General features: G+C 70.1%; 26 protein-coding genes. 16 read left to right on the top strand and 10 right to left on the bottom strand.

Features of this window, described 5'->3' with window-relative positions:
* Positions 1–168 precede the first annotated feature (168 nt).
* The 7 genes from R4I43_RS22550 (at position 169) to R4I43_RS22525 (ending at position 4,114) form a co-directional block, all read left to right on the top strand.
* Positions 169–924 carry an alpha/beta hydrolase gene (locus R4I43_RS22550; RefSeq protein ID WP_324267672.1) on the top strand — a complete coding sequence of 252 codons (756 nt, stop codon included), beginning with the start codon at positions 169–171 and terminating at the stop codon, positions 922–924.
* 35 nt (positions 925–959) lie between these two features.
* A complete protein-coding gene (locus R4I43_RS22545) occupies positions 960–1,763 on the top strand; it encodes an LmeA family phospholipid-binding protein (protein ID WP_324267671.1) in 804 nt (267 codons plus the stop codon).
* Positions 1,760–2,200 (top strand): TlpA family protein disulfide reductase, encoded by a 441-nt coding sequence (locus R4I43_RS22540; RefSeq protein WP_324267670.1) that lies wholly within the window; start codon positions 1,760–1,762, stop codon positions 2,198–2,200. Before R4I43_RS22545 ends, R4I43_RS22540 begins: the two co-directional genes overlap by 4 nt.
* 66 nt (positions 2,201–2,266) lie before the next feature.
* Complete coding sequence (locus R4I43_RS34400; protein ID WP_363786369.1) at positions 2,267–2,332, top strand: putative leader peptide; 66 nt, start codon at positions 2,267–2,269, stop codon at positions 2,330–2,332.
* A 130-nt stretch (positions 2,333–2,462) separates the two neighbouring features.
* Positions 2,463–2,906 (top strand): DUF4395 domain-containing protein, encoded by a 444-nt coding sequence (locus tag R4I43_RS22535; RefSeq protein WP_324267669.1) that lies wholly within the window; start codon positions 2,463–2,465, stop codon positions 2,904–2,906.
* 35 nt (positions 2,907–2,941) lie between these two features.
* Positions 2,942–3,781, top strand: coding sequence for a sulfurtransferase (locus tag R4I43_RS22530; RefSeq protein ID WP_324267668.1), 840 nt, complete (start codon positions 2,942–2,944; stop codon positions 3,779–3,781).
* 33 nt (positions 3,782–3,814) lie between these two features.
* Positions 3,815–4,114, top strand: coding sequence for a DUF1416 domain-containing protein (locus R4I43_RS22525; RefSeq protein WP_324267667.1), 300 nt, complete (start codon positions 3,815–3,817; stop codon positions 4,112–4,114).
* A 51-nt stretch (positions 4,115–4,165) separates the two neighbouring features.
* Here the strand turns inward: R4I43_RS22525 and R4I43_RS22520 are convergent, their stop codons facing one another.
* Positions 4,166–4,909 (bottom strand): class I SAM-dependent methyltransferase, encoded by a 744-nt coding sequence (locus R4I43_RS22520; protein ID WP_324267666.1) that lies wholly within the window; start codon positions 4,907–4,909, stop codon positions 4,166–4,168.
* Positions 4,910–5,166: 257 nt separating this feature from the next.
* On the opposite strand from R4I43_RS22520, the gene R4I43_RS22515 reads away from it, so the two are divergent.
* Positions 5,167–5,808 (top strand): FABP family protein, encoded by a 642-nt coding sequence (locus R4I43_RS22515; RefSeq protein ID WP_324267665.1) that lies wholly within the window; start codon positions 5,167–5,169, stop codon positions 5,806–5,808.
* A gap of 51 nt (positions 5,809–5,859) precedes the next feature.
* Here R4I43_RS22515 and R4I43_RS22510 read toward each other — a convergent pair whose 3' ends face one another.
* On the bottom strand, positions 5,860–6,714 hold the full coding sequence (locus R4I43_RS22510; protein ID WP_324267664.1) for an aminodeoxychorismate lyase: 855 nt from the start codon (positions 6,712–6,714) through the stop codon (positions 5,860–5,862).
* Between the two features lie 96 nt (positions 6,715–6,810).
* Here R4I43_RS22510 and R4I43_RS22505 point away from each other — a divergent pair, with 96 nt between their 5' ends.
* The 5 genes from R4I43_RS22505 to R4I43_RS22485 all read left to right on the top strand — a co-directional run bounded on the left by R4I43_RS22505 (position 6,811) and on the right by R4I43_RS22485 (position 11,087).
* Entirely contained in the window at positions 6,811–7,239 is a 429-nt protein-coding gene (locus R4I43_RS22505; protein ID WP_456115135.1) for a Fur family transcriptional regulator, read from the top strand.
* A gap of 38 nt (positions 7,240–7,277) precedes the next feature.
* Positions 7,278–8,420, top strand: a complete 1,143-nt coding sequence (gene ygfZ / locus R4I43_RS22500; RefSeq protein WP_324267663.1) for a CAF17-like 4Fe-4S cluster assembly/insertion protein YgfZ — start codon at positions 7,278–7,280, stop codon at positions 8,418–8,420.
* A 211-nt stretch (positions 8,421–8,631) separates the two neighbouring features.
* On the top strand, positions 8,632–9,192 hold the full coding sequence (locus tag R4I43_RS22495; protein ID WP_324267662.1) for an RsiG family protein: 561 nt from the start codon (positions 8,632–8,634) through the stop codon (positions 9,190–9,192).
* Positions 9,189–10,106: an asparaginase gene (locus R4I43_RS22490; RefSeq protein ID WP_324267661.1), complete on the top strand. Its 918-nt coding sequence runs from the start codon at positions 9,189–9,191 to the stop codon at positions 10,104–10,106. Before R4I43_RS22495 ends, R4I43_RS22490 begins: the two co-directional genes overlap by 4 nt.
* A gap of 174 nt (positions 10,107–10,280) precedes the next feature.
* Complete coding sequence (locus R4I43_RS22485; protein ID WP_324267660.1) at positions 10,281–11,087, top strand: methyltransferase domain-containing protein; 807 nt, start codon at positions 10,281–10,283, stop codon at positions 11,085–11,087.
* Positions 11,088–11,270: 183 nt separating this feature from the next.
* Here the strand turns inward: R4I43_RS22485 and R4I43_RS22480 are convergent, their stop codons facing one another.
* A complete protein-coding gene (locus R4I43_RS22480; protein WP_324267659.1) occupies positions 11,271–12,149 on the bottom strand; it encodes a hypothetical protein in 879 nt (292 codons plus the stop codon).
* Between the two features lie 246 nt (positions 12,150–12,395).
* On the opposite strand from R4I43_RS22480, the gene R4I43_RS22475 reads away from it, so the two are divergent.
* On the top strand, positions 12,396–12,584 hold the full coding sequence (locus tag R4I43_RS22475; protein ID WP_125093263.1) for a DUF3073 domain-containing protein: 189 nt from the start codon (positions 12,396–12,398) through the stop codon (positions 12,582–12,584).
* A gap of 597 nt (positions 12,585–13,181) precedes the next feature.
* On the opposite strand, the gene purM is transcribed toward R4I43_RS22475, so the two are convergent.
* The 6 genes from purM to R4I43_RS22445 all read right to left on the bottom strand — a co-directional run bounded on the left by purM (position 13,182) and on the right by R4I43_RS22445 (position 19,588).
* The gene (gene purM / locus R4I43_RS22470) at positions 13,182–14,294 is read right to left on the bottom strand and encodes a phosphoribosylformylglycinamidine cyclo-ligase (RefSeq protein ID WP_324267658.1); all 1,113 of its coding nucleotides are present in this window, start codon (positions 14,292–14,294) and stop codon (positions 13,182–13,184) included.
* An 82-nt stretch (positions 14,295–14,376) separates the two neighbouring features.
* Complete coding sequence (gene purF, locus R4I43_RS22465) at positions 14,377–15,981, bottom strand: amidophosphoribosyltransferase (protein WP_407691294.1); 1,605 nt, start codon at positions 15,979–15,981, stop codon at positions 14,377–14,379.
* 122 nt (positions 15,982–16,103) lie between these two features.
* The gene (locus tag R4I43_RS22460; protein WP_324267657.1) at positions 16,104–16,493 is read right to left on the bottom strand and encodes a sterol carrier family protein; all 390 of its coding nucleotides are present in this window, start codon (positions 16,491–16,493) and stop codon (positions 16,104–16,106) included.
* A gap of 145 nt (positions 16,494–16,638) precedes the next feature.
* Complete coding sequence (locus R4I43_RS22455) at positions 16,639–17,439, bottom strand: DNA-binding response regulator (protein ID WP_324267656.1); 801 nt, start codon at positions 17,437–17,439, stop codon at positions 16,639–16,641.
* Between the two features lie 270 nt (positions 17,440–17,709).
* The gene (locus R4I43_RS22450; RefSeq protein ID WP_324267655.1) at positions 17,710–18,882 is read right to left on the bottom strand and encodes a S8 family peptidase; all 1,173 of its coding nucleotides are present in this window, start codon (positions 18,880–18,882) and stop codon (positions 17,710–17,712) included.
* Positions 18,883–19,171: 289 nt separating this feature from the next.
* Positions 19,172–19,588 (bottom strand): PRC-barrel domain-containing protein, encoded by a 417-nt coding sequence (locus R4I43_RS22445; RefSeq protein WP_324267654.1) that lies wholly within the window; start codon positions 19,586–19,588, stop codon positions 19,172–19,174.
* A gap of 184 nt (positions 19,589–19,772) precedes the next feature.
* Between R4I43_RS22445 and R4I43_RS22440 the strand changes: the two genes are divergently transcribed.
* On the top strand, positions 19,773–20,345 hold the full coding sequence (locus R4I43_RS22440) for a type VII secretion system-associated protein (RefSeq protein ID WP_324267653.1): 573 nt from the start codon (positions 19,773–19,775) through the stop codon (positions 20,343–20,345).
* Between the two features lie 93 nt (positions 20,346–20,438).
* Positions 20,439–22,376, top strand: a complete 1,938-nt coding sequence (locus R4I43_RS22435) for a glycoside hydrolase family 15 protein (protein WP_324267652.1) — start codon at positions 20,439–20,441, stop codon at positions 22,374–22,376.
* Here the strand turns inward: R4I43_RS22435 and R4I43_RS22430 are convergent.
* Complete coding sequence (locus R4I43_RS22430) at positions 22,345–24,510, bottom strand: putative bifunctional diguanylate cyclase/phosphodiesterase (protein WP_324267651.1); 2,166 nt, start codon at positions 24,508–24,510, stop codon at positions 22,345–22,347. The genes R4I43_RS22435 and R4I43_RS22430 overlap by 32 nt on opposite strands.
* Between the last annotated feature and the right edge of the window lie 269 nt (positions 24,511–24,779).

Below are 24,779 nucleotides of genomic sequence, written 5' to 3'. Positions count from 1 at the left end.
TCCAGGCGGAACAGCCGACGGCCATCGGTGGTCATCACCCGCGGTGGTCGGATGACTCGGCGTCGTTGCCTGTGGATGGCAAGGAGAATAACCGACATGCGGTGGAAAAACCCAGGTCCAACCGAGGGCATCACATTTGTGAACGGCAGCCGACCCCGTGTTTCAGGCGTGTTTCGCGATCGCCCCGTCACGTTGCGCGCGGAAGACGGGACCCGGCTGCGCGGCGTGCTGCACCCCGGTCCCGGACTGCCCGCGCCGCTGGGTTTCGTCGTCGGCCACGGCTTCACCAACCACGTCCGGAAGCCCAGCGTGCGCGCGGTCCTGGAGCGGCTGGCGACGCACGGGCCGGTGCTGGCGACGGACTTCCGCGGCCACGGCCGCTCCGGCGGCCGGACCACCGTGGGGCCGAACGAGGCGATGGACGTCGACGTCGCCGTCGCGCACCTGCGGTCGGTGGGGTGCGAACGCGTCGCCACGATCGGGTTTTCGCTGGGCGGATCCGTCGTCCTCCGCCAGGCCGCGCTGGGCACCCCGCCGGACGCGGTGATCTCGGTGAGCAGCCCGGCCCGCTGGTTCGTCCGCGAGACACCTGCGATGCGCAGGGTGCACTGGCTGCTCGAACAACCCCACGGCCGGTTGAGCGCGCGGCTGCTCGGCGTGCGGCTGGCGGGCCCGTGGCCTCGGGTTCCGGTGTCGCCGATCGAGCTCGCCACCCGCGTGGAGATCCCGCGGCTGATCGTGCACGGTGCGGAGGATCACTACTTCCCACCGGCCGACGCGCGCGCCCTGGCGGACGCGGCGGACGCGGAGTTCTGGCTGGTCGAGGGCATGCGGCACGCGGAGAGCTCGACCACTCCGGAGCTGGTGGACCGGATCGCGGCATGGGCGGTGGATATGGTGGAGCCACCCGATCGTGACCGGTAGGGCCCCCGGCGCCCCGACAGAACGGACAGCGCGGAGTGAAGAAGCTCGCGATCTCCCTCGTCATCGTCATCGGTCTCCTGGTCGCCGCCGACTTCGGCTCGGCCGCGGTCGCCGAGTACCAGGTGTCGAAGAAGGTGGCCCAGCAGCTCAAGCTGCCGGAGCAACCCGAAGTCTCGATCAACGGCTTCCCGTTCCTCACCCAGGTCGTGGCCGGCAACTACCGCGACGTGCAGCTGGTGGCCAACGCGGTGCCGGTCGGCCCGTTCAACGAGGTGGGCATCGAGGCCGACCTGCACGGCGCGAAGGTCGCGACCTCCCAGGTCATCGCCGGTACCGCCGACCAGTTCACGGTCGATCAGCTGGTGGGCCGGGTGAAGCTGAAGGCCTCCGACGTGGCGCGGCTGATCGGCATCCAGGACCTGACCATCGAACCGGCCGCCCCGGACGCGCTGGCCGACGACGACGGCAACGTCAGCGAGGCCGACAAGCGGCTGGCCGAGGGCGGCGAGGACCAGCGGGCGCTGGTGCAGCTCGACGGCACCGTCAACATCGCCGGCTCGGACAACAAGGTCCGGGTGATCGCGGTGCTGTCGCTGGTCAACGGCAAGATGGAGATCGAGCCGCGCAAGCTGGAGCTCAACAACAGCGCGCTGGGCCCGATCGACCTGCCGCCGATCTTCGAGCAGTCGGTGCTCAAGCAGTTCAACACCACCCTCGACCCGGGCATGCTGCCGTTCGAGGTGCAGCCCACGGCGGTGCGCGCGGAACGCGGCGCGCTGGTCATCGAGGGCACCGCGGAGAACGTGACGATCAGCGGAAGCGGGGTGACCACGGGATGAGCCCAGGACTGATCGCGCTGCTGATCGTCGTTCCGCTGGCGCTGGTGATCGGGCTGGTGTGGCAGGCCCGGCAGGGCAAGGTGCGCAGCGGCGGGGGTGGGGAGATCGTGACCGACAACTTCCCGGACGGGCTCAAGCAGCGGCTCGCCGACGCCCCGGAACCGGACGCGGAGGTGACGCTGCTGCAGCTGTCGACCACCTTCTGCCAGCCGTGCCGGCACGCGCGCATCCTGCTCGCGGACTTCGCGGGCAAGAACGACCAGGTCCGGCACGTCGAGGTCGACCTCACCGACCACCCCGAGTGGTCCACGCCGCTGCGCGTCCACAGCACCCCGACGACGCTGGTCCTGGACCGCGCCGGCCGCGAGCTGTTCCGCGTCGGCGGCGTCCCCCGCCCCCAGGCCCTCGCCGAGGCGATCGAACCGCACCTGTCGTGACCGCCACGCATCCCACTGTATGAACGTTCTTCCCGGCGATCGGTCTATCCGGGTAACCTCCGACTCGTGCATGTACTGCTGACCCGAAGGCGCGCGGTTGATCTCTGCCGCGTGGGTAGCAGCCTGTGTTGATGGCACTGACCGGGCGGTAGTACGCGTTCCAAGCACGGCCTCGTCATGCCCTCATGACCCTCGCCGGCGCGCGCCCACCGCCTGACGGACTCGGCAGACCCAGTCCACATCGTCAGGAGGCCTCCGAAAGATGTCAGTCACGACGCTCGACCCACGCGGGGTCAGGTTCACCGCAGCGATGACCAGCGTCATCCTCGCGTTGGGCCTGATCACCACGAGCTGGCGTGTCATGGCGGCCCAGATGGTTCTGTTCGGTCTGTGCGCGTTCATCGGAATGCAGCTCAACCCGTGGGGCGCGCTGTACCGGACCACGGTGCAGCCCAAGCTCGCACCGGTCGCCCCGGAAGAGCGCGAGGACCCCGCACCCGTTCGCTTCTCGCAAGGAGTGGGCTTCGTCTTCACCCTCGTGGCCACCATCGGCTACGCGGCAGACCTGACCACTCTCGGCATCGTGGCCAACGCCTTCGCCCTGGCGGCGGCACTGCTCAACGCGGTGTTCGGCTACTGCCTCGGATGCCAGGTGTACCTGGTGCTCCGCCGGTTCGCGCCGGCCGGGGCGTCCACAACAGACTGAAGTCAAAGTTCGAAGATCAACGAAGGAGTCGCTCGATGAGCCGCGCAGAGGTCCTGGTCTCCACCGAGTGGGCCGAAGAGAACCTGAACACCGACGGGGTCGTGTTCGCTGAGGTGGACGAGGACACCACCGCCTACGACGGCGGCCACATCCCCGGGGCCATCAAGCTGGACTGGAAGAACGACCTGCAGGACCACGTCCGCCGGGACTTCGTCAACCGCGAGGGCTTCGAGAAGCTGCTGTCGGCCAAGGGCATCAGCAACGACGACACCGTGGTGCTCTACGGCGGCAACAACAACTGGTTCGCCGCCTACGCCTACTGGTACTTCAAGCTCTACGGCCACGACGACGTCAAGCTGCTCGACGGCGGCCGCAAGAAGTGGGAGCTCGACGGCCGCGAGCTGACCAAGGACGAGCCGAACAAGGCCACCACCACCTACAAGGCCCAGGAGCCGGACACCTCGATCCGCGCCTTCCGGGACGAGGTCGTGGACGCCATCGGCAACAAGAACCTGGTCGACGTCCGCTCGCCCGACGAGTTCTCCGGCAAGCTGCTGGCCCCGGCGCACCTGCCGCAGGAGGCCGCGCAGCGCGGTGGCCACATCCCCAGCGCGATCAACGTGCCGTGGAGCAAGGCCGCGAACGAGGACGGCACCTTCCGCTCCGACGAGGAGCTCAAGGAGATCTACGGCGAGGCCGGGCTGGACACCAACAAGGACACCATCGCCTACTGCCGCATCGGCGAGCGCTCGTCGCACACCTGGTTCGTGCTGCGCGAGCTGCTGGGCCACCAGAACGTCAAGAACTACGACGGTTCCTGGACCGAGTACGGCTCGCTGGTCGGCGTGCCGATCGAGAACCCGTCCGAGGCCTGATCACCCGGTAACACCGAGCAAGGAGTTTGTGTCATGAGTGGATGCGGAGCGCCGCAGCAGTCGGCAACCGCGGTCGACGAGGCCACTGACCAGGTCGTCGTGGCCGGCAAGGTGCGAGCCGGGGAGTCGCCCGTCGGCGGGGCTTTCGTCCGCCTGCTGGACTCCTCCGGTGAGTTCACCGCCGAGGTCGTCACCTCCGAGGAGGGCGACTTCCGGTTCTACGCCGCCCCGGGCGACTGGACCGTCCGCGCGCTGCACCGCAGCGGCAAGGGCGAGTCGAAGGTCTCCCCGAACGGCGCGGGCGTGCACGCGGTGGACATCGCGGTCGCCTGACCTGATCGACCCGAAGGGCCGGCACCTCCCGAGGTGCCGGCCCTTCGTCGTTCACGCCTTGCGGGAGCGGAGGAGGGCGAAGGCCCGTTCGTCCCGGTCCGGGGTGCGGGGGTCGGAGTCCTGCCGGCAGCCGACGGTGGTGAAGTCGACGACCTCCCACCCGGTCCGGTCGAAGAGGCGGCGGAGGCCGGTCTCGCTGAAGATCCAGAAGTTGGTGGCGTCGTTGTTGGCCTCCGCCGGGTCCAGCAGGTAGGCGACCGGCTGGTCGGCGATGCGGGTGCCGTCCGGGGTGACCTGGGCGATGCGGGTCGAGACGAAGCACAGCTCGGCGCGCTCGGCCAGCCGCTCCAGCACCAGGAACGGGTTCTTCAGGTGGTAGAGCAGGCCGAGGAAGAAAACCGCGCCGTAGTGCTCGGCGGGCAGCCGGAACTGGGCGTCGAGGTCGATCTCGTGCACCTGCGCCCGCGACGGCAGCTCCTGGACCAGGCGCCGGGCGCCGCGCATGCCGTTGAAGTTGGTGGGCGCGTTGTCGATCAGATCGACCTCGCAGCCCAGCTCGTCCTCCAGGAAGAACCCGAAATCGCCGTCGGCGGCGCCGATGTCGGCGATGCGGGTGCCCGCGATGCGGTCGAAGACCTGCCGCTGCGGACCGCTGAGCAGGGCGTCCAGGTGGAAGATGTTGGCCATCGTGTCGTACGGGTACCAACCGAAGTCCGCTGGAGCGATCTTGTCCTTGCGGGCCAGCAGCTCCTCGCGGTAGGCCAGCGCGCGCTCGCGCAGCGTCTCGAAGTCCATGTGATCCTCGTCCCGGCTCTGACGTTCCTGGTGTTCAGCGGCCTGTCGTTGCCGCGCACCACGCCGATCATGCCGCACGCCACACTCCGCCGGGTCGTCGCCGTGGTTATCCTTCTCGCGTGGAACTCCTCGACTTTCTGCACTACGGCCTCGTCACGCTCGTCGGACTCGCTGCGGTCGCGACCGTCTGGTTCGCCTTCTACGTGGTGTACCGCCTGTTCAACGACTGACCAGCGCCTCGTTGTAGCCTCGAAGCGATGACTGCAACGCCGAACGAACCGCAGCCGGGCAGCGGCGACGCCGCAGTTGCCGCGGCGGCGGAACGAGCCAAGATCACCCGGGAACTCAACGTCCCGGAGTTCGACGACCTCCCCGGCGAGGGCGACACCGCGAACCTGCGGATGGGCCCCTCGCTGGATGACGCCTGCCTGTCGCTGCTGCCGCTGGTCGGCGTGTGGCGCGGCGAGGGCGAGGCCTCGCACCCGTCGCTGGAGGAGACCTACCGGTTCATCCAGCAGGTGACGATCTCCCACGACGGGCGCCCGTTCCTGATGTACGAGAGCCGCGCGTGGCGGCTCGACGGCGAGGGCGGCAACGTCGTCGCGCCCGCGTTCCGCGAGTACGGCTTCCTGCGCCCGCAGCCGGACGACACCATCGAGCTGCTGCTGATGCACTCGACCGGCGTCACCGAGCTGTTCATCGGAACCCCGCGCAACACCACGACCTGGGAGTTCGGCACGGACGCCGTGCTGCGAACCCCGAGCGGCGAGGACGTCACCGCGGCCAGCCGCCTCTACGGCGTGGTCGACGGCGCCCTCGCCTACGTCGAGGAGCGCGCAACCTCGCAGCACGAGCTGCAGCCCCGCCTCTCAGCAAAGCTCGACCGAGTCGTCGGCTGACGGACGTCAGGCAAGCACCGGGGGTGCTTTCTCCTCACCCCACCTGGGCAACTAAGAGCGGTAGTTCGACTCGTAGAGGTCGGCGATTTCGGTGTGCAGTGCGTCGTCGGCCTTGACCGAGGTGCCGTCGATGGAGCGGACCTGGGTCAGGCGGCGGATGCTCGAGGCGAGCCAGACGCCGTCGGATTCGAAGAGGGCCGAGGTGGGGAAGTTGACCACCTCGGTTTCCCAGCCGGCCCGCTCGGCCGCGCGGAACAGCGCGCCCTGGGTGGTGCCCCGCAGGACTCCCGAGGTGGGCGGCGTGGTCAGCAGCTTGCGGCCCTGGGCCAGCACCACCGTCGACGTGGGGCCTTCCAGCACGACGCCGTCGCTGGCGGTGAAGATCACCTCGTCGGCGCCGCGCGACTCGGCTTCCCGGATCGCGGCCATGTTCACCGCGTAGGACAGGGTCTTGGCCGACAGCAGCAGCCACGGGGCGCGTTCCATCAGGTCCGAGGGGTAGCCGCGGTCAAGGGTCACGACGTGGACGCCGCTGTCCCGCTTGCGCTTGGTGTCGGGGCCGACGTCCATGCCCATCGCGAAGCCGTGCGGCGTGCCGTCGCCGCCGTCGATGCCTCGGGTGCAGACGAACTTCAGGCCCATCTCCGGCTCGGAGTCCCACGGCCACGTGTCGATGACGGCCTGACCAGCGCGTTCCCAGGCAGTGCGCTCCGGCAGCGGCATCTGCATCAGCCGGGCCGAGCGCTCCATCCGGTCCAGGTGCGGACCGAGCTCGCGCGGCTCGCGGTTGACGACCAGGATCGTCTCGAAGCAGCCGTCTCCCCGCATCACCCCGAGGTCGTCCGCCCGGAACAGCGGGGCTTCGGGGTCGACGAGGGTCCCGTCCAGAAGTGCCAGTACGCGCATGCCGCGAGCGTAGAGCGTCCAGTTCCGGCAGCGCCCCCGGAGGTTACGATCGAGGTGGGATTTTCCATCCGAGCGCGCCGAGCACGGGAGCGGGCATTGAGCGACCAGGGATCGCTGCGCAGCACCTTGCACCAGCGGGGCATGCGCATGACGCCGCAGCGCCAGCTGGTGCTCGACGCCGTGCGCGAGCTGGGGCACGCCACCCCCGAGCAGGCCTGCAAGAAGGTGCAGGAGACCGCGCCGACGATCAACATCACCACCGTCTACCGGGCGCTCGACCTGCTCGAACAGCTCGGTCTGGTGCGGCACACGCACCTCGGCCACGGTGCGCCGACCTACTCCGCCGAGGAGCACGAGCACGTCCACCTCGCGTGCCACCGCTGCGGGCGGATCGACGAGGTGGCCACCGAGACGATGGACGAGCTGGCGGACAAGCTTCGCCGCGAGCACGGATTCGCACTCGACGCCACGCACCTGGCGCTGTCCGGCACCTGCCGGGAATGCCAGGCCGCCGACATCGGCTGAACCCGGTGTCGCACGAGCACGAAGTTCAAGGAGCGCTGATGAGTTCACCCCTGCTGGATCTGCCGGGCGCGGTGCCCGCGCCGGAGGAGTCGGTGGACGTCGGTGTGCCCTGGCACTTCGGGGACCCGTTCGCCGAGCAGCGCTCGGCCGCCCGCTCGGCGGTGCTGGTGGACCGCTCGCACCGCGAGGTCATCGCCGTTCCCGGCGAGGAGCGGCTGAGCTGGCTGCACCTGGTGCTCTCGCAGCACCTCACGGAACTGCCGGACGGGCAGGGCACCGAGGCGCTGGTGCTCGACACCCACGGCCGGGTGGACAGCCACATGATGGTCGCCCACCACGACGGCGTGGTGTACCTGGACACCGATGCGGGCGCGGAGGCCACCAGCGCGCTGCCGACGATCGGCGTCGACGGCAGGCAGACGCTGCTGCAGTACCTGGACGCGATGCGGTTCTGGTCGAAGGTGGAACCGCGCGACGCCGCCTCGGAGCTCGCGGTGCTGACCGCGATGGGCCCGGACGCCGGCGGCATCCTCGCCGGCTTCACCGAGGTCCCCTCCGGGGCCTACGAGGTGCGCGCCCTGCCGGGCGGCGGTTTCGTGCGCAACGTGCCGTTCCGCGCGCTGCAGACCTACGACCTGCTGGTTCCGCGCGAGTCGCTGGTGGAGTGGTGGCTCAAGCTCACCGACGCCGGCATCCGCCCGTCGGGGACGATGGCGTTCGAGGCGCTGCGCGTGGAGGCGCTGCGCCCGCGCGTCGGGCTGGACACCGACGACCGCTCGATCCCGCACGAGCTGGGCTGGATCCACCTCGCCGCGCACGTGGCCAAGGGCTGCTACCGGGGCCAGGAGACGGTCGCGAAGGTCCACAACGTGGGCAAGCCGCCGCGCCGGATGGTGCTGCTGCACCTGGACGGTTCGGTGGAGGTCTCGCCGGAGACCGGCGACCCGGTGTTCCACGGCGACCGCAAGGTCGGCCGGGTGGGCAGCGTCGTGCAGCACCACGAACTCGGACCGGTGGCGTTGGCGCTGGTCAAGCGCTCGGCACCGGTCGACGCCGAGCTGATGGCCGGGGACCCGGCGGAGGAGCGCGCGGTGGCCGCGGCGGTCGATCCGGACTCGGTGCCGCCGGACACCGGTGAGCCACCCGGACGGCTGGCCGCCGACCGGCTGCGTGGTCGCTGACAGGTTAGTTTCGGTAACGGTCCTCAAGTTCTCCGCGTCGAGTGACGTCGGCATTTGACAGGGCGGGTATGCCTTGAGGCGTGCCGATCGCCCGATCAGGGTCGTTTCGAACATCGAGGAACGCTGATTGAACGGTCGGCGTCACACTGTTGTCGTAACGACATCACCCGAAATGTTGGCGAGCTCGACCGAATTGCCGGAGGATGGCCACGTGATCGAAGTCCGCCCGGGTGGACGGCGCCGTATCGACAGGGTCCTGTCCCCGGACTACACGAGTGGCATCGAACAACACGCGCTGGGTGCTGTGCGCGCGTTGCGGGACGAGGCCGCCCAGGAAGAGACCGACCTGTCCTACCTGCGCCGGGTGCTGCACGCCCGCATCGACATCGTGCGCGCGGAGCAGCGCCGCCGGCGCGAGGACGGTTCGCGGTCGGTGGTCGAGCAGCTGGTCAACATCCTGTCCGACAACGCGGTGGGGCCGGCGACCGGATCCGGCCGGTACCAGACCACCGAGCCCTCGCGCGCCGAGGCCCACCGCAGGCACGTCGAAGCGCTGGTGTCGGACGTGGACCTGTCCGACGTCATGTCGCTGTCCGATGAGAAACTGGACCAGGCGCTGAGCGCCTACACCGCCGAGGAGGACTCGGTCTCGCAGCGCCGTCGCGAGGTTCAGCAGGTCGTGGATCGACTCAACGCAGAGATCGCCCGCCGCTACCGGGAGGGCGCTGCGTCGGTGGATGACCTTCTGGCTGAGGAGCGAGACCGGCGTTGATCCAACCTGTTCCACTCGTCGAGATCGTCCGAAGTGGACTTCGGGAAGGCCTGCACCACGGTTCGGTGGTGGTGATCGACCCGGACGGTGCACCCCTGCTCTCGCTGGGTGATGCGACCGCTCCGATGTACCCGCGCTCCTCGCTCAAACCCGCTCAGGCGGCCGGGATGCTGCGCTGCGGGCTCGAACTGCCCTCCGCCGACCTGGCTCTCGCGGCCTCCTCGCACAGCGGCGAGGAGGGTCACCTGCGGCGCGTCGGCGAGCTGCTGGAGCGCTTCTCGCTGACCGAGGACGACCTGGGCTGCCCGCCGGACCTGCCGCTGGGCGAGGCCGCGCGCCTGGGCGCGTCGGTGCCGCGGCGGATCACCATGAACTGCTCCGGCAAGCACGCCGCGATGCTGGCGACCTGCGTGATCAACGGCTGGCCCACGGCCGACTACCTGAACCCGAAGCACCCGTTGCAGGTCGCGATCGCCGAGACCGCGGTGGAGCTGGCCGGTGAGCCGCTGGCGAACACGGCGGTCGACGGCTGCGGCGCTCCGCTGTTCGCGATCTCGCTGAGCGGGCTGGCCCGGGTGTTCCAGGGCCTGGTCAGCACCCCGGTCGGGGACGCGATGCGCGAGCACCCGTGGCTGGTGGCGGGCACCGACCGGGAGGACACCCGGCTGATGGCCGCCGTTCCGGGCCTGATCAGCAAGATCGGCGCCGAGGGCGTCTTCGCGTTCGCGCTGCCGGACGGGCGCGCCGCAGCGATCAAGATCGCCGACGGCGCGAGCCGCGCGCGCCTGCCCATCGCTGCCGGAATCCTGGCGCAGCTCGGCATCACGGGCCTGGAGGACCTGGCCGAGGAACCCGTCCTCGGCGGCGGCCACCCGGTCGGCTCGATCCGCCTCATCCCCGGCGCCCTCGCCTGACTCCTCCCGAACACCCGATTCCGATGGAAATCGGGAACCCGGTTTCAGTGGAACTCGAGTTCCTGATTTCCATTGAAATCGCGTTCCGTCATTCGTGAAGTCTTCTCACCAGGCACTCTTGGTCGTTATGATCATATGTCGGAACAAATTTCCCAACATCTGGGATGGTGAGGGATGAGCGCACAGGACACCTACACGCACGGGCACCACGAGAGCGTGCTGCGGTCGCACCGGTGGCGGACCGCGGAGAACTCCGCCGGCTACCTGCTCGACGACCTCCGCCCCGGTGCCCAGGTGCTGGACGTGGGATGCGGGCCGGGGACGATCACCCTGGACTTCGCCGAGCGGGTCGCGCCAGGTCGGGTGCTGGGCATCGACAACGTCGAGGACCCGCTGGCGCTCGCCCGCTCCGCCACGGCCGAGCGCGGGCTGGACAACGTCGAGTTCGAGACCGCCGACGTCTACCGGCTGCCCTTCGCCGACGACTCATTCGACGTCGTGCACGCCCACCAGGTCCTGCAGCACCTCACCGATCCGGTCGCAGCGCTCCGCGAGATGCGCCGCGTGTGCCGTCCCGGCGGCGTGGTCGCCGCCCGCGACGCCGACTACGGCGGCATGCGCTGGTCACCGGACCACCCGGGCATGGACCGCTGGCTGGAGCTCTACCGCGCCGTCGCCGAGCGCAACGACGGCCACCCCGACGGCGGCAAGCGCCTCAAGAGCTGGGCCCTGCAGGCCGGTTTCACCGACATCGAGTGCACGGCCTCGGCCTGGTGCTTCGCCACGCCGTCGGAACGCGCCTGGTGGGGAGATCTCTGGGCGGACCGCATCCGCCAGTCCACCTTCGCCACCCAAGCCATCGCCCACGGCCTGACCACCGCGGACGAACTCGAAACCCTCGCCGCGGCCTGGCACACCTGGCGCGACGCGGACCAAGGCTGGTTCGCAGTCCTCAACGGCGAAATCCGCTGCCACCCCTGACCCAACCCCGGCCGGGTGCCCGATTACGCCGGTATTCGGTGAACGGATTACGCCGGTAATCCGGGTCCCGAAGGTGACCCCCCGGGCTCCGCACCCCATTACCGGCGTAATCAGGTTCCGGATTACTGCGGTAATCGAGGGTTCGGCACGGGTCGGGTGCGGAACTGGCGGCTTGGGGTCCGGTCAGTTGTGGTGTTCGCGGGCTGCGAATTCCGCCCAGAAGTCGCGGAGCTGCTCGTAGCGGGTGGCGACCTCTTCGGCGTCGTCGGCTTCCATCGCGTCGACGACGGCGTGGACGTCCTCGGCCGAGGTGTCGGCGTCGAGGTCGGCCTGGGTCATGAGCTGGACGAGCCCGCCGTAGTCGAGCTCGACGGCGCTGTGCGGGTGGAAGCGCTCCAGCCAGCGCCCGGTCTCCTTGAGGATCCGGGTCGGGCCGTCCTCGCCGATCGACTGCTTGGCCACCGAGTGCGCGCGGGCCACCCGGCGCCGGGCGTCGGCCATCGCGACCCGCCAGCAGACGCGGCGGCGCTCGGGCTCGGTGAACACGCAGCGCTCGGTGGGATCCACCACGACGAACCAGGGCAGCGGCACCGTCCACGTCGACGACAGGACGTGCACCGCACCACCGGAGAGCTCGCTGACCACCGCGCCCGCGCGCGTGCGGGCCTTCTCCACCGACTCCGGCAGGGCCGCCGTGCGCAGCGGGATCTCCGCGTCGCCCAGGAAGCCCACCAGCGCCGCAGCGGCGCGTCCGCGCACGTCCAGCGGGCACACCAGCGGCCCGGGACCCACGGTCGCGGCAGGAGCGGTGGGCACGTCCTTCGGATCCAGCACGAGAACACCGCCCACGCCCTGGACCTCGCCGTCGGCGTTCTCGCCGGGCAGCAGCCTGGGCGGTGCGGACAGCTGACTGCGCAGCCACAGGTGCTGCTCCCACAGCCCCGCGTCGAACGGGTCCACGGACCCCCGGTGCACCGCGTCCTCGACTTCCTCGCGCAGCGGTGACTCGAACGACGACAGGGGCTCGTAAACCCTCAGGTAGGCGACGAACGGCTCTGGCACAGCGAGCATCGTGTCATGTCGCGGACGAGCCGCTTCGCGCGACTCACGGCGTCCTCGGAGCCGCACCGGAGGCGTGATCGAATCGGGCGAGGGACACATCACCCAAGACACGGCCGCCAACTCACGGCACCACGTCGCGTTCAACCGCCTCGACACGGTACGGTAGTTACAGGAAAAGTTGTCGAGATCATGCGGGGCCGGCTTTCCCCTGTCCGCCCCGCACACCCTGTGCGAGGGGGTCGAGCCATGGGGCGCGGCCGGGCTAAGGCCAAGCAGACGAAGGTGGCCCGCGAGCTTAAGTACAGTTCCCCGTCCATGGACATAGAGGCGCTGCAGCGCGAGCTGTCGACCTCTGAGTCCGGCGAGTGGTCCAGCGAAGACCGCGATGACTCGTACGACGACGGGTACGACGACTACGACTACGGTCGACGTTGACGCATTCCTCCAGCGAGAACAGCGGTTGAACGCTGTTCGCTCGAAGGCGGAGTGCGTCGCTTAGCTCGAAGGACCCAAGAGGAGCACGACGTGAGTGGCGGGGGGGCGGGGGGGCGGCCCGCGGCGCGCCGGGGGGGGGGCCCCCGGCGCCCCCCCCCCCCCCCGCCACTCACGTCTGCAGAACACCCGGAAAACGGGGCTGAACACGGAAAAAGCGTCAGGGGCGGCGCGGGATCAACTCCCGCACCGCCCCTGGTGCTGCGCGCTTGACGGCCCTCCAACGGGTGATCGTCGCGACGCTCGGGAATCCTCAGCGGCACCGGTTCGTTGTTACGGGTGCCGGCGTCGTGCGCGTGCCCCCGGGCTCCAACTATCGCCTGCTGGGAATACCGTTCGGCTGGAGCCTTGCAGTGCCACCCGCCGAGAGGCGGCCCGCACGACCCGGCTTCTCTTTTTCCGGTCCCGTGGTCGCTTTGCGCAGCAGTGCGGGTGGCGGAATCCGAGCGGCGGTGCTTGCTCGGGGCAAGGAGAAAAGCGACTTCGTCTCTTGCCTGACGTGAAGAAGGGCACGGCACCACGGGTGCCGTGCCCTTCTCGTCAGAAGCGGGGGTGGTTGCCGCGCAGGACGACCCGGTCGTCCTCTTCGGCACCTTCGACGGTCGGTTGCTTGGCTACCTCGCCGAGGACCCAGGCGGGGACGTGGCGGGCGGTGAGCACGGCCAGGGCGCGGTCGACGTCCTCCGCGGTGACCACGGCGACCATGCCGATGCCCATGTTGAAGGTCCGCTCCATCTCCTCGGCCTCGACCCGGCCGCGCTGGGCGATCATCCGGAACACCGGAGCCGGCGTCCAGGTGCCGCGGTCCAGCGTCGCGGTCAGGCCGGACGGGATGACCCGCGCCAGGTTCTGTGCGAGACCACCACCGGTGACGTGCGCGAACGTCCGCACCTCCGCCTCGGCGGCCAGCGCCAGGCAGTCCTTGGTGTAGATCCGGGTCGGTTCCAGCATCTCCTCGCCGAGGGTGCGGCCGAACTCCTCCACGTGGCCGTCCAGCGGCATCCGCGCCAGGTCCAGCAGCACGTGCCGGGCCAGCGAGTAGCCGTTGGAGTGCAGACCGGACGAGCCCATCGCGATGACCACGTCGCCGGGGCGGACTTTGTCCGGCCCCAGCATCCCGTCGGCCTCCACGACGCCCACGCCGGTGGCGGAGATGTCGTACTCGCCGGGCGCCATCATGCCCGGGTGCTCGGCGGTCTCCCCGCCCAGCAGCGCGCAGCCCGCCTGCACGCAGCCCTCGGAGATGCCCTTGACCAGCTCCGCGATCCGGTCCGGGACGACCTGGCCGACCGCGATGTAGTCCTGCAGGAACAGCGGCTCGGCGCCGGCCACCACCAGGTCGTCGACGACCATGCCGACCAGGTCGATGCCGACCGTGTCGTGCTTGTCCATCGCCTGCGCGACGGCCAGCTTGGTGCCCACCCCGTCGGTGGAGGAGGCCAGCACGGGCTCCTTCCAGCGGTCGAGCTTGAGCTGGAACAGGCCCGCGAACCCACCGAGGGAACCGAGCACCTCCGGCCGGGTCGCGCGCTCCGCCCAGGGGCGGATCTTCTCCACCGCCTCGTCACCGGCCTCGATGCTCACTCCCGCCGCGGCGTAGGTGGCCTTCGGGGTTTCGGGTTGGGCAGACCCTGCGATCAGGTCTTCGGACACGACTGGCTCCACATCTAGTGCGATTTGCGATTCGCCGGACGCGCAATCCTGGCACGGCCAACGCTACGCGGCTACGGCGAGGTCAGGGCCGTTGCAGGGCGTCTTCCGCCCCGTAACCACTGGGCAGCACGGGCTCGGCCGGACCGGCCACCCCGCGCTCGTTGCCGAGGCCTTCGAGCAGGTACTTGCCGATCCGCGCGTCGTCCGGCAGCGGGATCGGGTACTCGCCGTCGAAGCACGCCGCGCACAACCGGTTGCGCGGCTGCTCGGTGGCGGCGATCAGGCCGTCGAGCGAGACGTAGCCGAGGCTGTCGGCACCGATCGAGCGGCGCACGCCGTCGTCGTCGAGGCCGTTGGCGACCAGCTCGGCGCGGGAGGCGAAGTCGATGCCGTAGAAGCACGGCCACTTCACCGGCGGCGAGGCGATCCGCACGTGCACCTCGACGGCTCCGGCCTCGCGCAGCATCCGCACCAGCGCGCGCTGGGTGTTGCCGCGCACGATGGAGTCGTCGACCACGACCAGCCGCTTGCCGCGGATGACCTCGCGCAGCGGGTTGAGCTTGAGCCGGATGCCGAGCTGGCGGATCGTCTGCGAGGGCTGGATGAAGGTCCGGCCCACGTAGGAGTTCTTCACCAGGCCGTTGCCGTACGGGATGCCGGAGGCCTGGGCGTAGCCGACCGCGGCCGGGGTGCCCGACTCCGGGACCGGGATGACCAGGTCGGCGTCGACCGGGTGCTCCTTGGCCAGCCGGCGGCCGATCTCCACGCGGGTGCCGTGCACCGTGCGGCCGGAGATCGTGGTGTCCGGGCGCGCCAGGTAGACGTACTCGAAGACGCAGCCCTTGGGCTTGGGGCTGGCGAAGGACTGCGAGCGCAGGCCGTCGGCGTCGATGGCCAGCAGCTCACCGGGCTCGACCTCGCGGACGAACGACGCGCCCACGATGTCCAGCGCTGCGGTCTCGCTGGCCACGACCCAGCCGCGTTCCAGCCTGCCGAGCACCAGCGGGCGCACGCCCTGCGGGTCGCGCACCGCGTAGAGGGTGTCCTCGTCGCAGAACACCATCGAGAACGCGCCGGAGACGGTGGGGAAGAGCTCCATCGCGGCCTGTTCCAGGCCGATGTCCGCGGCCTTGGCCGCGAGCATGCCGGTGACCAGGTCGGAGTCGCTGGTGGCGCGCTCGCAGCCGTTGGCCGGGGACGACAGGTTGCCGCCGTCGACCGTGCCGAACTCGCCCGCGCGGTCCATCAGCTCGGCGGTGTTGACCAGGTTGCCGTTGTGGCCGAGCGCGAGGCCGCTGCCGGCACCGGTGGTGCGGAAGGTCGGCTGCGCGTTCTCCCAAGAGCCCCCACCGGTGGTGGAGTAGCGGCAGTGACCGACCGCGACGTGGCCGTGCAGCGAAGCGAGCGTCTGCTCGGTGAACACCTGGCTGACCAGGCCCAAGTCCTTGTAGACGACCACCTGGGAGCCGTCGCCGACGGCGATGCCGGCGGCTTCCTGGCCTCGGTGCTGGAGGGCGTAGAGCCCGTAGAAGGAGAGCTTGGCGACTTCTTCGCCAGGGGCCCACACGCCGAAAACGCCGCACTCCTCGCGCGGGATGTCCCGTTCGATGGCGTCGGCGGAGGTGTCGAAGGTCGGAAAGGGCAGGTCCGTTGTCGTGCTGGCACTAGCCGGACGGTCGGTGACCACCGAGAACTCCCTGGAGGACGGAGCCGGAGTTACACCTCAGTGTAAGACGCCCGAAACCTGGGCGAACCCCACCCGAAGCGTGTCAGCCATCTCATCACCGCTAGTAGCAGGTGCTCACGCCTTCAGCGCTGGTCCACTCGGACGAGTGGGAGCCACGCGGAGACGTCGGAGCGGGAGCCGGAGGCGGTGAGCAGGCCGTCCGCGACGGCTTCGTCCCAGGTCAGGTGACCCGTGGCGAGCCGCAGCCAGGTGCGCGGGTCGGTTTCGACGACGTTCGGCGGGGTTCCCCGGGTGTGTCGCGGGCCTTCGACGCACTGGACGGCCGCGAACGGCGGGACGCGGACCTCGACGCTGTTTCCGGGCGCGATCTGCTCCAGCGTCCGCAGGCTCAGGCGCACGGCCTGGGCGAGTTCGGGTCTGGCGGGCCGGCGTTCCGGGTCGTCGAGCCAGTCGCGGACGGCGGTGACCGCCTCGCGCATCTCCCCGGGATCCACAGCACCGCGCTTCGGCATGGCCAGGAGTTTAGTGGGGGCGGTTCCGGTGAGGACCGATCGGACGACGCGAAACCGCCCACCGCCGCCGAAGCGGAGCGGGCGATCGTGCGCCTCGGTTCCGGTGCTCAGATGTGCAGAACCGGGGCCGAGGCGCCTGATCGATTCACAGCCAGCCGAGCTTGACCGCCTGCATGCCGGCCTGGAACCGCGTCTCGACGCCGAGCCGCGAGATCAGCTCCCGCACCCTGCGGTGCGCGGTGCGAGCGCTGAAGCCCATCAGCCTGCCGATGGTGTCATCGGTGGCGCCCGAGGCCAGCAGCGACAGGATCCACCGCTCCTCCTCGGTGGGCCGCAGCTCGTTGCCGTCGAGGTCCTGGTTGGCCGTGAACGGCGCCGCGTAGCGCCACAGGTCCTCGAAGATGCGGGCGATCGCCGCCAGCATCGCCGAGCTGCGCACCACGACCGCGCTCTCCACCGACGTCTCGGTCACGGTCAGCGGCAGCAGCGCGATCTCGTTGTCCACCATGATCAGCTTGGTGGGCGCCACGTGGATCACCCGCGCCTGCTCGCCCATCGCGACCAGCTTGGTGGTGATGTCCAGCTGCGGCGGCCTGGCCAGCGCGGAACGGTCGTAGAGCACCTGGTAGCGCACGCCCTCGGCGAGCTTGCGCGACTCCAGCGAGTCCAGCGTTCCGGTCTGCGCGTAGGGCGGCTTGGCGACGCCCTGGACCAGGTGCGTGGCGCTGGCCTGCAGCTCGTAGGCGGCCCAGCCGACCCGCTTGGCCCCGTGCACGACCTGCAGCACTCCGCCGCTGCCCGCCTGCGCCCGGGCCGCGCGGGTGACCGATGCGACCTGCGCCTGCACGGCGCGCTGGCTGAGCTGTTCCGGCGCGGCCGGCTCTCCGCCCGGCTCCGCGACCTCGGTCGAGGTCTTGGTCAGTTCCTCGGTGTATCCGGGTAACACGGCACATCCCTCCTCGATGTGCCCCGGCGACACCCGCCCCGAACCAGGCGCGGGCACCGCAATGGACACTGAGCTCCCCCTGTTGTTGGCAACGTATCCACCGGGAACGACCGCCGGAACCGACTTTCGCCGGACAAGTTGGGCGAGAACGCGATGAAGCCCGATCAGCGGAGTCCCCGATACCCCCGAATGCAGCAGCCTGCAAGCACCGCGGGCCCTCCCTGAAGCGCTCAGGAAGGGCCCGCGACGGCGCTCTACCGCTTCAGGCGATCACAGGTCGCCGATCTGCAGCAGGTCGGCGAGGGTGCCCTGCGGGGCTCCCTGGACGACGCCCGCCGAGGCCTGGCCCTGCAGGCCCTTGATGACGTCGGCCGGAGCGGTGCCCGGGTTGGCGGCCAGGAACAGCGCGCCGACGCCAGCCACGTGCGGGCTGGCCATCGAGGTGCCGCTCATCGCCTCGGTGCCGCCACCGGGGATGGTGGAGACGATGTCCACGCCGGGGGCGTAGCCCTCGACGGTGGCGCCGAAGTTGGTGAACTCGGCGGAGGTGTCGGTGTTGTCCGACGCGGCCGTGGTGAACACGCCCTCGGCGCTGGCCGGGGACACCTGCTCGGCGTCCTGGGACTCGTTGCCGGCGGCGACGGCGAGGAACACGCCGCTGTTGACCAGGTTGGTCGCGGCCTCGTCGAGCGCCGGGTCCTTCGGGCCGCCCAGCGACATGTTGGCGACGGAGTTCGGGTCGTGGTTCTGCGCGACCCAGTCGATGCCGCCGACGACGGACTCGGTGGTGCCCTGGCCCTGGTCGTCCAGGACGCGGACGCCGACGAGCTTGGCGGCCGGGGCGACACCGTAGGTGGTGGAGCCGATGGTGCCGGCGACGTGCGTGCCGTGGCCCTGCTTGTCGATGCCGTCACCGCCGGTGGCGTCGAAGCCGACCGACGCGCGTCCACCGAAGTCCGGGTGGTCGGGCGCGATGCCGGTGTCGATGATGTAGGCGGTCACGCCCTCACCGTTGCCGTTGGGGGTGTAGCTGTCGTCCAGCGGCAGGGCCGGCTGGTCGATGCGGTCCAGGCCCCACGAGCCGGCGGCGGCCGGCTTCGTGTTCGGCTCGACCGCCATGCGGTAGCTCTGCGAGATGTTCTGGACCTTGTCGTTCGCGCGGACCTTGGCCAGCTGGTCCGGCGTCAGCTTCGCGGAGAAGCCGTTGATCGACTTGGTGTAGGTGTGCCGGGCCTGAACACCCAGCTCCTCGGCGACGCCCTGCGGGGCGATGCCGTCCTTGAGGTTGATGATGTAGACGTCCGCGGTGTCCCTGGACTGAGCCTGCGGGTGCAGGGTCAGCGGGGCGAGTTCGACCTGCGGCTGTGCGCCGGCGGGAGCTCCGGCCAACACGAGCGCCGCCGCGGCAACCCCTGCCCCGGTGCCGAAGAGCAGCTTCCTCATGCGTTCCCCTCCTTCAAACGGTTCCGCTCGGGTGGGGCCGAGCGGAGGTGTTTCAGAGCGGAACGTAACCAGCGAGCCCACTCGTATGGGCGACGTTGGCGATTTTGCGCCAAACAATCGGACGTTGGGGTTAACGCATTCCCAATGAAGTCCGCCTTACCGGGAATGAGCAGCTGAAACCGTGGTGCGCGCAAGGGGCCGATCGGCCCGGCGATCGCCGGATTTCCCAGTTGCTACCCGCAAGTAGAGGTAACAGTGCGTACTCAATATAACTGAGGGTGTGGACGCTCTAGCGGGTGGCTGCTACCCAGCGCCGCAAGCGCAGCCGGACCGACTCCACGTACTCGTCGGACTGCTCGCCCTCGCCCTCGGCGGCCTCGGGGTCAACGCCGTAGGTCATGCCGTAGTAGCGGTACAGCGCCCGCTCGGTGGCCAGCGGCAGGTCGCCCTGGTCGAGATCCACGCGCGGAGCCAGGCGCACGGCCTCCTTGCCGACCGAGACGGTCAGCGTGTCGCCGTCGAACGCCGCGCCGTCGAGCGGGACGAAGCTCTCGTTGGTGCCGAAGAGACCGGTTTGGACCGTGATCCACGCGGGTTGCTCGGTGTCGTCGTCGATGAACAGCTGGCCCACGATGCCGATCCGCTGCCCCGACGGATCGAAGACCTCGCATCCGAACATCCGCAGCGCTTCCCGCTGACCGATCATCGAACACCCCTCCCCCGCAAGCCCGGGATTCAAGTCTCCCCCTTCGGCAGGCGGGATGGCACCTCAAAACGGCGGACTGACCTCTTCGGACCACTCCGGGCGAAGAATGGGACCCTTCAACGGGAACGCTCGGCAGTCGCGGGGCGTGTTCTTGTCCAGCCGAGCTAACGGAGTCTCGATCCCCATGACCGAACCCACGCCGCCGATCACCGACGAGATGCGCGCGCACGCCAAGGAGAACCCGAACACCTGGCTGTACATCGCCGATCCCGGTTACGCGCAGGACGAGGAGGGCGACATGCCGCCCGAGGGCGTCGTGGGTGCGTACCGCATCGATGAGAACGGCGAGATCGACGAGGAGTTCCAGTTCAACGAGCAGTACGTCCCCTCGGACCTGATGCTGCACCGGCCCGAGCCGAGCAACGACCTGGAACGCGTGCTCGACGAGATCGCCGACGGCGAGCGCCCCGAGGACGACCTGCCGAAGGCCGTGCTGGCCGGCGAGGTCATGCTCTACGCGCCCTCCGCCGAGGACCGCAACGTCTACACCGCGGAGATGTCCGACGGCACCACGCTGGTCCCCGCCTGCACCTCGGCCTCGCGGGTGCCCGAGGACTGGCCCGGCTACCGCACGGTCCCGGGCTCCTGGCTGCCCGACGTCCTCGGCGGCTACGACCTCGGCCTCAACCTCCACGAAGCGGTCCAGGCGGTCATCCCCAACGCAGTCCTCATCCAATTCGCCGAGGAGCAAGGGTGAACGCCCTTCTCAACTTGCTTGGCGGTGCGGGTGGGGGAACATGACCAGCGGTGCCAGCTGCTGAGGTGGTGAAGGAGAAAGCACCTTCGGTGCTTGCCGCGTAACTCGATCGACGGTTGGCCGGTCGCCCTCGTCGAACCTAGTGTCGGCGGGGTGACCGGGCCCAGGTTGATCGAGGAGTACGCGCTGCTGTCCGACCTGCGGACGGCGGCGCTGGTCGGCGCGGACGGCTCGCTCGACTGGTTGTGCCTGCCCCGGTTCGACTCGGCGGCCTGCTTCTCGCGGCTGCTGGGCGGATCGGGCGACGGGCACTGGTCGATCGCCCCGACCGGGCAGGTGCGCGACGTCCGCCGCCGTTACCGGGACGACTCGCTGGTGCTGGAAACCGAGTTCCACACCGACCACGGCGTGCTGCGGCTGATCGACTTCATGCCGCCGCACGAGACGAACCAGCACGGCGAACCGTGCGTGGTGCGGATCGTCGAGGGAGTCACCGGCGAGGTCGGGTTCCAGCTCGACTGGGTGCTGCGCTTCGACTACGGCGACTCGGTGCCGTGGGTGCGACGGGTCCAGGAGACCGAACCCGTGCTCGACGAGTACGTCCTCGCCCTCGCCGGTCCGCACACCGCGGTGCTGCGCGGCGAGGAACTGCCCCACCGGGTCGACGGCGAGCGCGCCCACCGCTACACCGGGACGGTTTCGGCCGGTGAGCGCATGGCCTGGGTGATGCAGTGGGCGTCGAATCCCGACGTGCTGCCGCCACCGATGGACCCCGAGCAGGAACTGCTGGAGTGCGAGCAGTTCTGGGCCGACTGGTCCGGCAAGATCGTCTACGACGGTCCGCACTCCGAGGCCGTGCGCCGCTCGCTGGCCACCCTCAAGGCGCTGACCTACGCGCCGACCGGCGGCATCATCGCCGCCCCCACGACCTCCCTGCCAGAAGCCGTGCCGGGAAACCGCAACTGGGACTACCGCTACTGCTGGCTGCGCGACGCGACGCTGGTGCTGCTGGCCCTCGACGAGTTCGGCTGCACCGCCGAGGCCGAGGCGTGGCGGCGCTGGCTGGTCCGGGCGGTGGCCGGCGACCCCGCTGACCTGCAGATCATGTACGGCGTCGGCGGCGAACGGCACCTGATCGAGTGGGAGGTGGACTGGCTGCCGGGCTACCGGGGCGTGGGCCCGGTGCGGGTCGGCAACGCCGCCTACCGGCAGACGCAGCTGGACGTCTACGGCGAGGTGATGGACGCGCTGCACCTGGCCCGCGAGCGCGGCCTGGTGGAGAGCGAGGAGTCGTGGGCGGTGCAGCGCGGCATGCTCACCCACCTGGAGCGGATCTGGCGGCAGCCCGACCGCGGCCTGTGGGAGGTGCGCGGACCGGACCGGCACTTCACGCACTCGCAGGTGATGGTGTGGGTCGCCTTCGACCGCGCGGTGCGCGGCGCCGAGGAGGACGGGCTGCCGGGGCCAGTCGAGCACTGGCGGGAGCTGCGCGAGCAGGTTCGCGAGGACGTGCTGCGCCGGGCGTGGAACCCGGATCTCGGCGCGTTCACCCAGTTCTACGGCGGTACGGCGCTGGACGCCTCGGTCCTGCTGCTGCCCGCCGTGGGTTTCCTGTCCGGGGCGGACGAGCGGATGCGCAGCACCGTCGACGTCGTCCAGCGCGAGCTGCAGCACGGCGTGCTGGTCGACCGCTACACCACCACGGAGCGGCCGAACGAGGTCGACGGCCTGACCGGGCGGGAGGGCGCGTTCCTGGCCTGCTCGTTCTGGATGGTCGACGCGCTGGCCTACTGCGGCCGCCGCGAGGAGGCGGAGGGGATGTTCTCCGAGCTCATCGGCATGGCCAACGACGTCGGCCTCTACTCGGAGGAGTTCGACGGCGAGTCCGGCTGCTTCGCCGGCAACTTCCCGCAGGCCTTCAGCCACCTGGCGCTGGTCAACTCGGCAGCGGTCCTGCGCGGGGGTCGCACCCGGGAGCAGAAGTCCCGCCGGAACGGGGTCACTCCAGGTGGGAAGCGATGTAGTCGGTGACGGCGGCGGGGTTGCCGGGCTTGGCCCAGAGGTAGCCCTGCCCGGTCTCGCAACCGATCTCGGCCATCCGGCGCGCCTGGGCCTGGGTTTCGACGCCTTCGGCGGTGACCGTGAGCCCCAGCGTGTGGGCCAGGTCGACCAGGGTGCCGACGATGCGGGCGTCGACCGGGTCGGCGCGCTCGGCGTCGCGGAGGCCCTCCATGAACGAGCCGGCGATCTTGAGCTCGTGGACCGGCAGGTGCCGCAGGTAGGCGAGGTTGGAGTAGCCGGTGCCGAAGTCGTCGATGGCGATCCGCACGCCCATCCGCGAGAGCGCGCGCAGCTTGTCCAGCGGCTCGTCGGCGGTGGACATGATCGCGCTCTCGGTCAGCTCCAGCTGCAACCGGTGCGCGGCGAGCCCGGTCTGCTCCAGGATCTCGGCGACGTCCTCGACCAGGCCGGGGTCGCGCGACTGCCGGACCGCGAGGTTGACGCTGACGAACGGCGCCTCGTCGCCGAACCGGTCCTGCCACCGCTTGGCCTGCTCGCAGGCCTTGCGCAGCACCCACCGGCCGAGCGGGACGATCAGCCCGGTCTCCTCGGCGAGCCCGATGAACTTGTCCGGCCCGAGCCTGCCCAGATCGGGGTGGCCCCAGCGCACCAGCGCTTCGACGCCGACCACCGAGGTGTCCCGCAGGCCGATCAGCGGCTGGTAGTCCACGTAGAACTCGTCGCGCTCCAGCGCGGCCGGCATCGAGGCGGCTAGCCGCAGCCGGGCGACCTCGTTCGCGTTGCGCTCCGGGTCGAACTGCGCCCAGCGGGCCTTGCCGTCGGACTTCGCCCAGTACAGCGTCACGTCGGCGTCGCGCATCAGCTCGGCCGCGGTCTGCCCGTCGACCTCCCGCTCGACGATGCCGATGCTGGCCGACACGGTGAGCTCGTGGCCGTCGATGCGGATCGGCTCGTCGATGGCCGACAGCACCCGGTCAGCGACCTCCACGGCCTGCTCGGTGCCGGAGGAGTTCTGCAGCAGGATGACGAACTCGTCGCCGCCCATCCGCGCGACCAGCCGGTCGTCGCCCTGCACGACCGCGGCCAGCCGCTCGGCGACGGTGACCAGCAGGTCGTCGCCGACGTGGTGGCCGAGGCTGTCGTTGATGACCTTGAACCCGTCGAGGTCCATGTAGCACAGGGCGATCCGGTCCTCGGGGCCGTGGCGGCGGAGCACCGCTTCGAGCCGGTCGAGGAACAGCGCCCGGTTCGGCAACGCCGTCAACGGATCGTGCATCGCCTGGTAGCGGAGCCGTTCCTGCAGCTCACGGCGGTCGGTGACGTCCTCGATCAGGGCCACCTGGTAGAGCGGCTTGCCGTCGTCGTCGCGGATCAGCGACACGAACAGCTCGGTCCACACGGTCTTGCCGCTGGGCCGCGAGAACTGCTTCTCGACCCGGAACTGCTCGCGCTCGCCGCGCAGCAGCTCCTCGTAGAGCCGCCAGGTCCGCTCCGGGTCGGCCGGGTGCACCATGTCGGCGACCTGCATCCGGCGGATGTCGTCGGCGGAGCGGCCGAGGATGCGCGCCAGGGAGCTGTTGACCTCGAGGATCCGGCCGTCGATGTCGGCGATGCCGATGCCGATGGCGGCCTCGGAGAAGATCGCGCGGAAGCGGGCCTCGCTGGTGCGCAGCGCCAGCTCGACGGCGTCGCGCGCGTCCAGCACCGCCTGCCGGATGGCCTCCTGCTCGTCGAGGGTGCGCTTGCGCGCGGCCTGCACGAACCCGGAGCACAGCGCGGCCTGCAGCGCGGCGACCCGGCCGCGCCACACGGGGTCGTCGCCGAGCCGCAGCACGTCGAGGATCTCGCCGCCGATGAGCTCGACCGTGCGCGCCAGCGACTCGGCGCTGGTGAAGTGCACGCCGACCAGGTCGACGCCCACCGACCGCGCGGGCGAGGCGTCGAAGGGTTCGCCGACCAGCGCGTCGACCAGCCGGTCGGTGTAGCCGTGCAGACGGCTCTCGACCTCGGCGCTGGTCATCGGCACGTAGCTGGTCCCCATCAAGGCCTGCGCCCAGACCGCGGCGAAGCGTCGTCGGTCGGTTCGGTTCACCTTCGCGGCCACCTCGTGAGCGCTGGGCACCGGCGCGGTCCAGCCAGTCATGCCTGGGCGCCCTCCACTCGTCGTCCTAGCTGGCCGTATCTCGTCGGAGCATACGACCTGATCAGCTCGGCGGTCGAACATCATGTGCGGCACCCGGAGCAGTCATCGCACCGGAGTCGGGCGGCCATCTGCGTGGCCACCACCCAAATTACCGCTACCGTCCGCGATCGGTTCGTCGATGAACGGCGACGGTGCTCGATCCCCCACCATTAGACGCTCAACCCACCCGTCGAGGTTGCGCTGGCAATTGTTCGCCAAAACCCCTGTTC

It is taken from the genome of Saccharopolyspora mangrovi (genome assembly GCF_035320975.1).
Classification (GTDB): Bacteria; Actinomycetota; Actinomycetes; order Mycobacteriales; family Pseudonocardiaceae; genus Saccharopolyspora; species Saccharopolyspora mangrovi.
The sequence above is the reverse complement of the archived record's forward strand: the minus strand, read 5'-3'. Positions and strand labels throughout refer to the sequence as shown.